Origin of the sequence: Mycobacterium sp. IDR2000157661 (genome assembly GCF_022317005.1) — a bacterium.
In the GTDB taxonomy this organism is placed as follows: Bacteria; Actinomycetota; Actinomycetes; order Mycobacteriales; family Mycobacteriaceae; genus Mycobacterium.
Genome location: NZ_CP081006.1, coordinates 178,467 through 191,130 on the forward strand (window position 1 = coordinate 178,467; position 12,664 = coordinate 191,130).

Annotated in this window: 13 protein-coding genes; 7 read left to right on the top strand and 6 right to left on the bottom strand. The window is 67.5% G+C overall.

The features are described from left to right. Nucleotides 1-10: 10 nt before the first annotated feature. From K3G64_RS01785 to prfB, 3 genes are read right to left on the bottom strand one after another with little or no spacing between them, the layout of a single operon-like run. Nucleotides 11-448 (bottom strand): hypothetical protein, encoded by a 438-nt coding sequence (locus K3G64_RS01785; RefSeq protein WP_238888519.1) that lies wholly within the window; start codon nucleotides 446-448, stop codon nucleotides 11-13. Beyond that, nucleotides 445-1,428 carry a mechanosensitive ion channel family protein gene (locus tag K3G64_RS01790; RefSeq protein ID WP_238888521.1) on the bottom strand — a complete coding sequence of 328 codons (984 nt, stop codon included), beginning with the start codon at nucleotides 1,426-1,428 and terminating at the stop codon, nucleotides 445-447. The genes K3G64_RS01785 and K3G64_RS01790 overlap by 4 nt, the downstream gene beginning before the upstream one ends. Continuing rightward, nucleotides 1,418-2,533, bottom strand: a complete 1,116-nt coding sequence (gene prfB, locus K3G64_RS01795) for a peptide chain release factor 2 (protein ID WP_238888523.1) — start codon at nucleotides 2,531-2,533, stop codon at nucleotides 1,418-1,420. The genes K3G64_RS01790 and prfB overlap by 11 nt, the downstream gene beginning before the upstream one ends. 149 nt (nucleotides 2,534-2,682) lie before the next feature. Here prfB and K3G64_RS01800 point away from each other — a divergent pair, with 149 nt between their 5' ends. Next, a complete protein-coding gene (locus K3G64_RS01800) occupies nucleotides 2,683-4,071 on the top strand; it encodes an FAD-dependent oxidoreductase (RefSeq protein WP_238888525.1) in 1,389 nt (462 codons plus the stop codon). A 29-nt stretch (nucleotides 4,072-4,100) separates the two neighbouring features. Here K3G64_RS01800 and K3G64_RS01805 read toward each other — a convergent pair whose 3' ends face one another. Then, nucleotides 4,101-4,466, bottom strand: coding sequence for a hypothetical protein (locus K3G64_RS01805; protein ID WP_238888526.1), 366 nt, complete (start codon nucleotides 4,464-4,466; stop codon nucleotides 4,101-4,103). Between the two features lie 23 nt (nucleotides 4,467-4,489). Between K3G64_RS01805 and hisN the strand changes: the two genes are divergently transcribed. The 3 genes from hisN to K3G64_RS01820 all read left to right on the top strand — a co-directional run bounded on the left by hisN (nucleotide 4,490) and on the right by K3G64_RS01820 (nucleotide 8,004). Then, a complete protein-coding gene (gene hisN, locus K3G64_RS01810) occupies nucleotides 4,490-5,269 on the top strand; it encodes a histidinol-phosphatase (RefSeq protein WP_238888528.1) in 780 nt (259 codons plus the stop codon). A 96-nt stretch (nucleotides 5,270-5,365) separates the two neighbouring features. Then, the gene (locus K3G64_RS01815) at nucleotides 5,366-6,760 is read left to right on the top strand and encodes an acyl-CoA dehydrogenase family protein (protein WP_238888530.1); all 1,395 of its coding nucleotides are present in this window, start codon (nucleotides 5,366-5,368) and stop codon (nucleotides 6,758-6,760) included. 32 nt (nucleotides 6,761-6,792) lie between these two features. Beyond that, on the top strand, nucleotides 6,793-8,004 hold the full coding sequence (locus K3G64_RS01820) for an acyl-CoA dehydrogenase family protein (protein ID WP_238888531.1): 1,212 nt from the start codon (nucleotides 6,793-6,795) through the stop codon (nucleotides 8,002-8,004). A gap of 84 nt (nucleotides 8,005-8,088) precedes the next feature. On the opposite strand, the gene K3G64_RS01825 is transcribed toward K3G64_RS01820, so the two are convergent. Beyond that, nucleotides 8,089-9,063, bottom strand: coding sequence for an esterase family protein (locus tag K3G64_RS01825; protein WP_238888532.1), 975 nt, complete (start codon nucleotides 9,061-9,063; stop codon nucleotides 8,089-8,091). Between the two features lie 111 nt (nucleotides 9,064-9,174). After that, nucleotides 9,175-10,155 carry an esterase family protein gene (locus tag K3G64_RS01830; protein ID WP_238888533.1) on the bottom strand — a complete coding sequence of 327 codons (981 nt, stop codon included), beginning with the start codon at nucleotides 10,153-10,155 and terminating at the stop codon, nucleotides 9,175-9,177. 291 nt (nucleotides 10,156-10,446) lie between these two features. Here K3G64_RS01830 and K3G64_RS01835 point away from each other — a divergent pair, with 291 nt between their 5' ends. Genes K3G64_RS01835 through K3G64_RS01845 form a run of 3 tightly spaced genes read left to right on the top strand, consistent with a single transcriptional unit; the run spans nucleotide 10,447 to nucleotide 12,615 of the window. Beyond that, nucleotides 10,447-11,004, top strand: coding sequence for a TetR/AcrR family transcriptional regulator (locus K3G64_RS01835; protein WP_238888540.1), 558 nt, complete (start codon nucleotides 10,447-10,449; stop codon nucleotides 11,002-11,004). Nucleotides 11,005-11,047: 43 nt separating this feature from the next. Next, entirely contained in the window at nucleotides 11,048-12,217 is a 1,170-nt protein-coding gene (locus K3G64_RS01840) for an acyl-CoA dehydrogenase family protein (RefSeq protein WP_238888542.1), read from the top strand. 11 nt (nucleotides 12,218-12,228) lie between these two features. Beyond that, the gene (locus K3G64_RS01845; protein ID WP_238888544.1) at nucleotides 12,229-12,615 is read left to right on the top strand and encodes a nitroreductase/quinone reductase family protein; all 387 of its coding nucleotides are present in this window, start codon (nucleotides 12,229-12,231) and stop codon (nucleotides 12,613-12,615) included. Nucleotides 12,616-12,664: the final 49 nt, after the last annotated feature.

Here is a 12,664-nt window from a genome sequence, read left to right on the forward strand (position 1 = left end):
GCCTGCGGCCCTAGTTGGCCGGATCGACGGTCGTCGTCGGTGTCGGCGGCGGCGATCCCGGCGACGGCGACACCGTCGGGGTGATGGTCTGGGTCGTCGGCGGCTCGGGGCCGGGCCCGTCGGGGTCCACCACAGTGGTCGTCGGCGATGTCGGCGTGATCGTCGTGGTGGTCGTCGGCCCGTTCGTCGTCGTGGTCGTCGGCGTCGGCGGCGTCGTCGTGCTGGTAGGTGTTTCGGTGGGCTCGGTGGTGCGCTGCACGTTCGTTCGCGGGACCCAGGTGTAATTGGGATCGGGCACGAAGCCGGGCGGCACCACCGCGGGCGTCGGGGCCGGCGCGCGCTCCGGCTCGAACGTCTGGTAGACCCAGAACAGCGTGGCGAACACGACGATGAGCACCACCGTCGACAACCGCATCCGCCCGAGTCGGGCCTTGAACCAGTCGGTCACTTCTTCTGCTCCGGCGGGCCCTGGGTCTCCTGCTCCGCGCCGCCGGCCGTAGCCGGGTGGACGATGGCGCCCACCGTGGCCGTCGCCGTCGTCTCGCCGTGCGCGACGATGCCGGCGCGGGTCAGCGCCGCGATCACCCGGATGCGCAGGCGGCGGCCCACCTCGAACTGCTTGCCCGGCAGCGTACGGGCGACGATCCGGACGTTGACGGTGTCCACCTCGATGCTCTCCACGCCCATCAGGGCCGGTTCATCGAGCAACAGTTGGCTCAGGTCGACGTCTTCCATCGCATTGGCGCAGACCTCGTGCAGCAGCGCGTTCACCTCGTTGAGGTCGGCCGTGATGGGTACCGGGACGTCGATCACCGCGCGCGCCCAGTCCTTGGACATGTTCAGCGACCGCACGATGTTGCCGTTGGGAACGGTCCACACCTCGCCTTCGCTCGTGCGCAGCTTCGTCACGCGCAGCGTGACCTCCTCCACGGTGCCCTCGGCCGAGTCGGGCGCGCCCAGCATGTTGACCTGGACAAGGTCGCCGAAACCGTACTGGCGCTCGGTGATGATGAAGAATCCGGCGAGCAGGTCCTGCACCAGCTTCTGAGCACCGAAGCCGAGCGCGGCGCCGAGCACCGCGGCGGGTGCCACCAGCGACCCGATCGGAATGGCCAGGGTGTCATACACCTCGACCAGCACGACCACGAACAACAACGCGACCGACACCCACGAGATGACCGAGGCCACGGCCTGCCGGTGCTTCGCGCTCTCCGTGCGGACCAGCTGATCGCTTTCCTGGTACTCGGCGTCGATGCGGCGAACGATGCGCCGCGCCGCCCAGTTGATGAACCGGGCGGCGAGCAGTCCACCGATGAGCAGCAGCGCTATCGGGACGCCGCGCTCCAGGATCCACAGGCCGATGTCGCCGCGCCAGAAGTCCTGCCAGCCGTCGGCGTAGTCGATCGCAAGCACGGTGCTATTCGTCATCTTTCCTATTGCGCCAACGGATTCCGGCCTCCAGGAACCCGTCGATGTCGCCGTCGAGGACCGCCGCGGGGTTGCCGACCTCGTGTTCGGTCCGCAGGTCCTTCACCATCTGGTAGGGATGCAGCACGTAGGACCGCATCTGGTTGCCCCACGAACTGCCGCCGTCGCCCTTCAGGGCGTCCATCTCGGCGCGTTCTTCTAAACGTTTGCGTTCCAACAGCTTTGCCTGAAGTACCCGCATCGCTGCGACCTTATTCTGCAGCTGAGACTTCTCGTTCTGACAGGTGACCACGATACCGGTTGGGATGTGGGTGAGTCGAACCGCCGAGTCGGTCGTGTTGACGGACTGCCCGCCCGGCCCGCTGGACCGGTAGACGTCAACGCGCACATCGGTTTCGGGAACGTCGATGTGGTCGGCGGTGTCCACCACGGGCAGCACCTCGACGTCGGCGAACGAGGTCTGCCGCCGGCTCTGGTTGTCGAACGGGCTGATGCGCACCAGTCGGTGCGTGCCCTGCTCGACCGACAAAGTGCCGTAGGCGAACGGTGCGTGCACCGCGAAGGTGGCGCTCTTGATGCCCGCCTCCTCGGCGTAGGAGGTGTCGAACACCTCGACGGGATAGTTGTGCTGTTCGGCCCACCGGATGTACATCCGCATCAGCATCTCGGCCCAGTCGGCGGCGTCCACCCCGCCTGCGCCCGACCGGATCGTGACGACGGCTTCACGCTCGTCGTACTCACCCGAAAGCAGCGTGCGGACCTCCATCGCCTCGATGTCCTCGCGCAACTGCCGCAGTTCGGCGTCGGCCTCCGCGTGGGCTTCTTCGGCCCCCGCTCCGGCTTCTTCTTCGGCCAGCTCGTAGAGCACGGGCAGGTCGTCGAGGCGCTGGCGCAGTTCCTCCACCCGGCGCAACTCACCCTGGGTATGCGACAACTCGCTGGTGACCTTCTGGGCCCGGGCCTGGTCGTCCCAGAGGTTGGGGTCGGACGCCTCGTGCTCGAGTTTCTCGATCCGGCCGCGCAGTCCGTCGACATCGAGGACCCGCTCCACCGTGGTCAGCGTGGAGTCGAGGGCGGCGAGGTCGGCTTGACGGTCGGCATCCACGGGAAATCAGGGTACCCGTGGCGACTTCAGCGCCGGATTGGCGTGACTGGCGGCGACGGCCGAGGTCCTCGTTCTAGCATCGGGTGCGTAATCAACCCGGCCCCGACGCGACAGCCCCGAGGGACCGGACAGCGACCAGAAGGCAGTGAATGCGCCCATATCACGTGGCAATCGTCGGCTCGGGACCTTCGGGTTACTTCGCCGCGGCGTCCCTGTTGAAGTTCGCCGACGCCGCGCATAAAGACGAGGCGGACGCCGGCCAGAAGAAGGACGTGCGCGTCGACATGTTGGAGATGCTGCCCACACCGTGGGGCCTGGTGCGCTCCGGCGTGGCGCCCGACCACCCGAAGATCAAGTCGATCAGCGCCCAGTTCGACAAGACCGCGCTCGACCCGCGATTCCGGTTCTTCGGCAACATCGCCGTCGGCGACCATGTGCAGGCCGCCGAGCTGGCCGAACGCTACGACGCGGTGATCTATGCAGTGGGCGCACAGAGCGACCGGTCGCTGGGCATCCCCGGTGAGGACCTCGACGGCAGCGTGGCGGCCGTCGACTTCGTCGGCTGGTACAACGCGCACCCGCACTTCGAGGAGATGGCACCCGACATCTCCAGCGGTCGCGCCGTCGTCGTGGGCAACGGCAACGTCGCGATCGACGTGGCCCGCATCCTCGTCACCGATCCCGACGTGCTGGCCACCACCGACATCGCCGACCACGCGTTGAAGTCGCTGCACGACCGCGGCGTGGAGGAAGTGCTCATCATCGGCAGGCGCGGTCCGCTGCAGGCGCCGTTCACCACGCTCGAGCTGCGCGAGCTCGGCGACCTCGAGGGGCTGGGCGAGGTGGACGTCATCGTCGATCGGGCCGACTTGGCCGACATCACCGACGAGGACCTCGAGGCCGCGGGCAAGACCGTCCGCAACAACATCAAGGTCCTGCGGGGCTACGCCGAGCGCGAGGTCAAAGGCGCCAAGCGGCGCATCGTGTTCCGCTTCCGCACCTCGCCCATCGAGATCAAGGGCGACGGCCAGGTCGAGTCGATCGTGCTGGGCCGCAATGAGCTGGTCGACGAGAACGGCCGCATCGTCGCCAAGGACACCGGCGAGCGAGAAGAGGTGCCGGCCCAGCTCGTCGTGCGTGCCGTCGGATACCGCGGGGTGCAGACGCCGGGGTTGCCGTTCGACGAGCGCAGCGGCACGATCCCGCACACCGACGGGCGAATCGAGGGCAGCCGCAACGAGTACGTCGTCGGCTGGATCAAGCGTGGGCCGACCGGTGTCATCGGCAGCAACAAGAAGGACTCCCAGGACACGGTGGACACGCTGGTCGCCGATCTGCAGGGGGCGGCGCTCGCGGATTTCGGCGACGACCACGCTGAGCGGCTGGCCGAATGGCTGGTCGAGCGACAGCCCAAGGTCGTCACCGACGACCACTGGAGGCTCATCGACGAGCACGAGCGCACGACCGGTGAGCCGCACGGCAGGCCGCGGGTGAAGCTGACGAGCGTCGCGGAGCTGTTGCGCATCGGGCACGGCTGACACGGCTGAAGCAGCCGGCACAGGATCCTTCAGTACACCTGCGGCGGCGGCGGCGCCGGAGGGGGCGGAGGCAGCTCCTGCGAAGCGAATCGCCAATTGTCCGGGTTCTTCGGTGAATACACCACGGGGAACAGCTGGCCCATCGTCGGCCAGTCGTTGACGTCGACCTCGAGGCGTTGGTAGATCACGTGCTCGCTGACCGTGGGCCCGTTGATCACGCCGGTGATGGTGACGAACTGCGGACCGGTCTGATCGGCCGGCGGCGGGCTGACGCCGGTGACCAGCAGTTGACCCGACGGCCAATCCGCGCCCGCCCCGCGACGCCGCATCAGCCACGGCCCCGCGATGAGCACGAGCACGCCGACCAGCAGCAGAATCATCGCGAATTCGAACACACCGACATGGTAGGACGACAGGCATGCGGACCGAGGTCGACGATCTGATGCTGGCGCTCATGCTGGCCGACGAGGCGGATGCGATGACGACGATGCGCTTCGGGGCGGTCGACCTGGTCGTCGAAACCAAGCCCGACATGACACCGGCCACCGACGCCGACATCGACGTCGAATCCATGATCCGGCGCCGGTTGAGCGAGTCGCGGCCCGAGGACTCGGTGTTCGGCGAGGAGTTCGGCGGCACGAAGGAATTCGCGGGCCGCCAGTGGGTGATCGACCCGATCGACGGCACCAAGAACTTCGTGCGCGGCGTGCCGGTGTGGGCCACGCTGATCGCCCTGCTGCGCGACGGCGTTCCGACGGTCGGGGTGATCAGCGCGCCCGCGCTGCACCGACGCTGGTGGGCGCAGGAAGGTCGGGGCGCGTTCGCGACGGTGGGCGACGGGCCGCCGCGGCGGCTGCAGGTGTCCAAGGTCGACGACCTGACCGCGGCGAGCCTGGCGTTCTCCAGCCTGTCCGGTTGGGCCGCCCGCGGTATCCGTGAGCGCTTCATCGCGCTCACCGACGAGGTGTGGCGGGTGCGGGGCTACGGCGACTTCTTCAACTACTGCCTGGTCGCCGAGGGAGCCGTCGACATCGCCGCCGAACCGGAGGTCTCGACGTGGGATCTGGCGCCCCTGGACATCCTGATCCGCGAGGCGGGCGGCACGTTCACCAACCTGGCCGGGCGACCGGGTCCGCACGGCGGCAGCGCGGTGGCCACCAACGGCCTGCTGCACCGCGCGGTGCTGAGCAAGCTGTGAGTTCACTAACAACTTACTCAGGAGTCAGTTCAGATACCTTACTCTGGAGTCAGTTCGGCGAGCTCGAACCTCATCCCCCGAAGCGAGGCATTCGACATGACCAAGACCGTGCCGCCGAAGAGCGGACCGAAGCGAACAGGTGACAAAGGCAAAGAGAGCGCCGTCGGCCTGAAGAAGCACAAGCGCTCCGCGACAGATCTGGGTCTCGCGCTGGTGACGCCCCTGGTCGGCCAGGAGTTCCTGGATCGCCACAACCTGCGCGATCCGCTCAACCGCGGCCTCAAGTACGGCGTCAAGCAGGTGTTCTCCGTCGCCGGTGCGGCCACCCGTCAGTTCAAGCGGGTGTCGGGAAGCCAGAGTGGGCCGGCCCGGCTGAAGAAGAGCGGGTCAGACTACTTCGACCTGACCCCCGACGACGAACAGAAGATGATCGTCGAGACGGTCGCCGAGTTCGCCGATGAGGTGATCCGCCCGGCCGCACGCGAGTCCGACGAAGCGGCGGGTTACCCGGCAGACCTCGTGGCCAGGGCCAGCGACCTCGGCATCACCGCCATCAACGTCCCCGAGGATTTCGAGGGCATCGCCGCCCACCGCGCCGCCGTGACCAACGTGTTGGTCGCCGAGGCCCTGGCGTACGGCGACATGGGCCTGGCGCTGCCGATCCTCGCGCCCGCCGGTGTCGCGGCGGCCCTGACCCACTGGGGCAGCGCTGATCAGCAGGCCACCTACCTGACGGAGTTCGCGGGCGAGAACGTGCCGCAGGCCTGTGTGGCGATCGCCGAACCGCACGCGCTGTTCGATCCGACCGCGCTGAAGACGACCGCCGTCCGCACCCCGAGCGGTTATCGCCTCGACGGGGTCAAGTCACTGGTGCCCGCCGCCGTCGACACCGAATTGTTCATCGTCGCAGCGCAACTCAACGGCAAGCCGGCCCTCTTCCTCGTCGAGTCGTCGTCGAAGGGGCTGACCGTCACGCCCGACCCGGGCATGGGCATCCGGGCGGCTGCGCTGGGCCGGGTCACCCTCGACGGCGTCACCGTCCCGCTGTCGGCGCGCCTCGGCGAGGATGCGGCGACCGACGAGGACTACTCGGAAGCGGTCGCGTTGTCGCGCCTGGGGTGGGCGGCGCTGGCCGTGGGGACCTCCCACGCGGTATTGGACTACGTGGTGCCATACGTCAAGGAACGCCGGGCATTCGGCGAGCCGATCGCGCATCGGCAGGCGGTGGCGTTCATGTGCGCCAACATGGCGATCGAATTCGACGGGCTGCGGCTGATCACCTGGCGCGGGGCCTCCCGCGCCGATCAGGGCCTGACGTTCGCCCGCGAAGCCGCGCTGGCCAAACGGCTGGGCACCGACAAGGGCATGCAGATCGGTCTGGACGGCGTGCAGTTGCTCGGCGGCCATGGCTACACCAAGGAGCACCCGGTCGAACGGTGGTATCGCGATCTGCGCGCGATCGGCGTCGCCGAGGGTGTCGTCGTTATCTGACCGGGCGTCATTCCTCCCACGAAAGAGCAATCATGGCAATCAATTTGGAACTGCCCCGCAAGCTCGAAGCGGTCATCGAGAAGGCTCATCAGGGTGCCGCCGAGATGCTGCGGCCGATCTCGCGCAAGTGGGATCTGCGCGAGCACGAGTATCCGGTGGAACTGGACACTCTGGCCACGCTGTTCGAGGGCATCCAGGACGCCAAGGCATTCGCCTTCGCCGGCGCCGAGGCGTTCGCGGCCGGCCAGGCCAAGGACGTCAACCACAACGGCGGGAACATGTCGGCCGTGCTCAACGTCATGGAGATCAGTTGGGGCGACGTGGCTCTGATGCTCTCGGTCCCCCGGCAGGGCCTCGGCAATGCGGCGATCTCGAGCGTCGCCACGCCCGAGCAACTGGAGCACCTGGGCAAGGGCGTGTGGGCCGCGATGGCGATCACCGAGCCCGACTTCGGGTCCGACTCGGCGGCGGTTTCGACGACGGCCCGGCTCGACGGCGACGAGTACGTGATCAACGGCGAGAAGATCTACGTCACCGCCGGATCGCGGGCCACCCACATCGTCGTGTGGGCGACGCTGGACAAGTCGCTGGGCCGGGCGGCGATCAAGTCGTTCATCGTGCCCCGTGAGCACCCCGGCGTGACGGTCGAGCGACTCGAGGACAAGCTCGGCATCAAGGCTTCCGACACCGCCGCGATTCGCTTCGACAACGTGCGGATCCCCGAGGAGAACCTGCTCGGCAGCCCGGATGTCCAAGTGGATAAGGGTTTTGCCGGGGTCATGGAGACCTTCGACAACACACGTCCCGTCGTCGCGGCGATGGCCGTCGGCATCGCCCGAGCCGCGCTCGAAGAATTGCGCAAGATCCTGACCGACGCCGGGATCGAGATCTCCTATGACAAGCCGTCGTATGCCCAGAGTGCGCCGGCCGCCGAATTCCTGCGGATGGAATCCGACTGGGAGGCCGCCTATCTGCTGATGGTGCGCTCGGCGTGGCAGGCCGACAACAACATTCCGAATTCCAAGGAAGCCTCCATGGGCAAGGCGAAGGCCGGCCGGGTGGCCAGCGACATCACCCTCAAGGCGGTGGAGCTGGCGGGCACCGTCGGCTACTCGGAGGCCACCCTGCTGGAGAAGTGGGCCCGCGACAGCAAGATCCTCGACATCTTCGAGGGCACGCAACAGATCCAGCTGCTGGTGGTCGCGCGCCGACTGCTGGGGCTGTCGTCGTCCGAATTGAAGTAGCCCACTCACCGACGGCGGTCCTCGCCTACCAACGCGAAGATCCCCGGACACTCGAGTGTCCGGGGATCTTCGCGTTGTCGTCGGTCAGCCCAGGTAGGAGATCAGGTCGGGCTTCATCTGCTGAAGCTGCTGACCCCAGTACTCCCAGCTGTGCGTGCCGTAGGGCGGGAAGTTGAACACTGCGTTGTTCCCGCCTGCGGCGATGTAGTTGTCGCGGAACGTCAGGTTTGTCCGGATCACCAGCCCCTCGAGGAACTCGGCAGGCAGGTTCGCCCCGCCCAGCTCGTTGGGCGTGCCGTTGCCGGAGTAGACCCACAGGCGAGTGTTGTTGGCCACCAGCTGCGGGATCTGCAGCATGGGATCGTTGCGCTTCCAGGCGCTGTTCGGGTCTTCGGTCGGACCCCACATGTCGTTGGCTTCGTATCCGCCAGCGTCGCCCATGGCCATGTTGATCAGGAACGGCCACGACCCTTCGGACGGGTTGAGGAACGACGACAGCGCGCCCGCGTAGACGTACATCTGCGGGTGGTACGTGGCCAGGATCATCGCGGAGTTACCCGACATCGAGAGGCCGACTGCGGCGTTGCCGGTACTGGACACGCCGCGGTTCGCCTCGAGCCACTGCGGCAGTTCCGCGGTAAGGAAGGTCTCCCACTTGTAGGTCTGGCAGCCGTTGTTGCCGCACGCGGGCTGGTACCAGTCGGTGTAGAAGCTGGACTGACCACCGACCGGCAACACGAGCGAGAGCGGGGTCTCGTAGAACCATTCGAACGCCTGGGTCTCCAGATCCCAGCCGTTGTAGTCCTCGCGGGCGCGCAGACCGTCGAGCAGGTACACCGCGTGTGAGCCGGTGCCCTTCTGGAACTGCACCTTGATGTCTCGGCCCATTGACGGCGACGGCACCATCAGGTACTCGACCGGCAGGCCGGGGCGGGAGAAGGCGCCCGCGATGGCCGACTGTCCGGTGATTCCCACCAGCGCGGGCAGGAGCGCCGCGGCGACGGCCGCGACCGTGAAGCGCCGCGCCCACCGGCCGCGAATCTTGTCAACAAGGCTCATACTGCAACTCCGTCCAATCTTGGTAGTTCGAAACGAGGTTGTTCCACGGCGATGGCGAACGCCATCGCACCGCAGCCCGCCGGCCATGTCGGCCGGCGTGCGATGTCACCGTCATTGACCCAGCAGCACCCTTTGCAGGTCGGGCTTCATCTGCTGAAGCTGCTGGCCCCAGTACACCCAGGTGTGCGTCCCGGTGGGCGGGAAGTTGAACACCCCGTTGTTGCCGCCAGCTGCGAGGTAGGCCTCCTGGAACCGAAGGTTCGAGGCCAGGGTGAAGTTCTCCAGGAATTCCTGAGGCAGGCCCGAACCACCCAGCTCACCGGGTCGGCCGCTGCCGCAGTACACCCAGATGCGGGTGCCGTTGTCGGCGATGAGCTGAACATTGACCGTCGGGTCGTTGCGCCGCCAGGCGGGGTCGCTGGAGGGGCCCCACATGGCCTCCGCGCTGAACCCACCCGAGTCGCGCATCGCAAGGCCCACCAGCGTGGGCCAGTAGCCGTCCGACAGGTTCAAGAAGCCGGACAGCGACCCGGCGTAGATGAACTGCTCGGGGTGGTAGGCGGACAGGATCAGCGACGCCGAGCCGGCCATGGACAGCCCGACCGCCGCGCTACCGGTGGGCTTGACGTCCCGGTTGGCGGCCAGCCACTGCGGCAGCTCCTGTGTCAGAAAGGTCTCCCACTTGTAGGTGTACGTGCGGCCGCCGTTGCCGACTGCGGGTTGATACCAATCGGTGTAGAAGCTGGAAGTGCCGCCGACCGGCATGACGACGGACAGACCGGACTCGTAGAACCACTCGAAGGCCTGGGTCTCGATGTCCCAGCCGTTGAAGTCCTCCCGGGCACGCAGACCGTCCAGCAGGTACAGGGCGGGCGAACCGGGTCCGCCGCTCTGGAACTGCACCTTGATATCGGTTCCCATTGCCGGCGACGGGACCATCAGGTACTCGACCGGCAGGCCGGGCCGCGAGAACGCCTGCGCCGTTCCCGTCTGTCCGGTGACACCCACCAGCGCAGGCAACAGGGCCGCCGCCAGGGCTGCCACGCCGAAGCGCCGCGCCCACGGGCCTCTCATCTTCTCAATCAAGCGCATACTGCGGGTCCACATCTTCCGGTCGTCTCCAGGAGGTCATTCCCACCGCGATCGAGCGATCGCCATCGACGGCGCAGCAATCCGCCACTGCGTCGTCGTGCCCGCTCGACTGAGCCCGGTGCCCTCGAACGGACCGAGAAGTTTCAGTTGTCGCGTGTGCAGTAAAACATGGGACCTGGACCCGACCAAGCCTGATCCGCGTTTGCTGCCTTTTTCCGACGCGGGAATGGATTTGACGTCGGCGTCACGTTCGCACCGACACGGTTCGCCGCCCGCCGTAGGCTGCCGAACATGGCGAACGCCCGCGCTGCCCGGTTGTCGGTCGACGACTGGATCCAGGCCGGCTTCGGCATCCTGGCCGAGGAGGGCCTCACTGCGCTCAAACTGGACCGGTTGTGCGCGCGCGTGGGCGCGACGAAAGGCAGTTTCTACTGGCATTTCACCGATATGGCCAGTTACCGCGCCGTGCTGGTCGCCGCCTGGGGAGAGTTGCGCGACGACGACCGCCGCCACTTCACGACGATGGCCGACGCGCCGCCCCGCCAGCGCCTGTCGCAAATGATGACCGCGCTCGTCGACACCCGCCATTGGACGCTGGAACGGGCGATGCGGGAATGGGCGCGGACCGACGACGCGGTCGCGGCCAGTGTGCGGGCATCCGATGCGCGTGTCGTGAGCGCGGTGCGGCAGGCCTTCGTCGACGACGGCTTCGACGACGACGAAGCCGAGGTGCGGGCGAACGCCACCTTCGCGGCGGGGATCGGCTTTCTGCACCTGTCGGGATCGCGGCCCAGCCCGCGTGGCGCCGCGGGCTGGGAGCGATTCCTGGAGATCATGCTCGGACGCTGATCCAGCCGATTTCCGTACGAAAAAGTATGGTAAGGTTCGCGGCATGGCGGTGCCCGCGACCACCGCGATCGACGCGGCCTTCGTCGCGAGGCTGGCGGATCGGGCGCAGGAGGCAGAAAAACTGCGGCGGCTGCCCGCGGCCACCGTCGCCGAGCTCACCGGATCGGGGATCACGGACCTGCTGGTGCCGGCCTGCTTCGGGGGACAGCAGGCGCCGTTCAGCGCGATCCTCGATCCGGTGCGGCGGATGGCTCATGGATGCGCCTCGAGCGCGTGGACCATCGGCTTCTACATGCTGCACAACTGGATGCTCGCGTTGTTCGGGAAACGGGCCCAGGAGGAGGGCTTCGCGACCCGCCCGTTCCTGGCGCCCGCTCCCCTGGCTCCGACGGGTCGTGGCCTGCCCGCCGACGGCGGCGTCGGGCTGACCGGTCGCTGGTCATGGGCGACCGGCGCGTTGGACGGCAACTGGATCATGGTCGGCGCGCTGTGTGGAGCCGAGAACGATCCCGCAGGCCTCTACCCGGCGCTCGCGCTGCTGCCGATCGACGAGGCCGAGATAGTCGACGTGTGGCACACCGACGGGATGCGGGCGACCGGTTCGCAGGACGTCGTCATCACCGATGCGTTCGTCCCTGAGCACCGACTGGTTCGGGTCGCCGACATCTACACCGGCGCCGCCCCCGGCGCCGGACTACACGACGCCGACACGTACCGCTGGCCGATGGTGCCCGCCCTGGCGCTGCTGGCGGCGATGCCGGCGCTGGGCAGCGCCGAGCGGGTGGTCGAGATCTACGCCGAGCGGCTGTCGGCCCGCGTCCTGGCCTACGAGGGTGTCGTCCAGAAGGACAAACCGATCGCCCAGGCCCGTCTCGGCGAGGCCGAGGTGCGGCTACGGGCGCTGAGGGGCCTGCTGGTCGACACCGTCGAAGAGATCGAATCCCTGGTCGCCACGGGCGATCCCGTGCCGCGGCCCAGGCGCGCGGCCGCGCGGATGACGGCGGCGCACATCGTGCACGAGTCCAGGGCCGTCATCGCCGGGTTGCTCGAGGCCTCGGGTGCCAGCGCACACTTCTTCCACAATCCACTACAACGCATCAAGCGCGATGTGGACGTCCTTGCCGGCCACGTGGTCTTCGACTACGACACGAGTCGCGAACTCGCGGGCGCCTTGAGCTTGGGTATGAAAGTGTCGCGGACAGCGATGGTCTGAGAGGAGCCCCCATGGCCGACGTGCGGGACCGATTCACCGGTTTCTTCCAGAAGCGGGTGGCCAACCCGCTGACGCGGCGGCTGCCGTTCCAGACGCTGCTGGAGACGACGGGCCGCAAGTCGGGCCAACCTCGCCGGACGCCGTTGGGCGGCAGCAGGATCGGTGACCAGTTCTGGTTCGTCTCGGAGTTCGGCGACAGATCGCAGTACATCCGCAACATCCAGGCCAACCCCCGCGTCCGTGTCCGGATCAACGGTCGCTGGCACAGCGGCGTCGCTCACCTGATGCCCGACGACGATCCGCACGAACGACTCGAATCGCTGCCGCGGTTCAACAGCATGGGCGTGCGCACATTCGGCAGCAACTTGCTGACGGTTCGCGTCGATCTCACCGACTGAGGCGTTGACCGTCGGCTGAAGTAAAAGTAAAGTCACTTTTAGTTCTGCC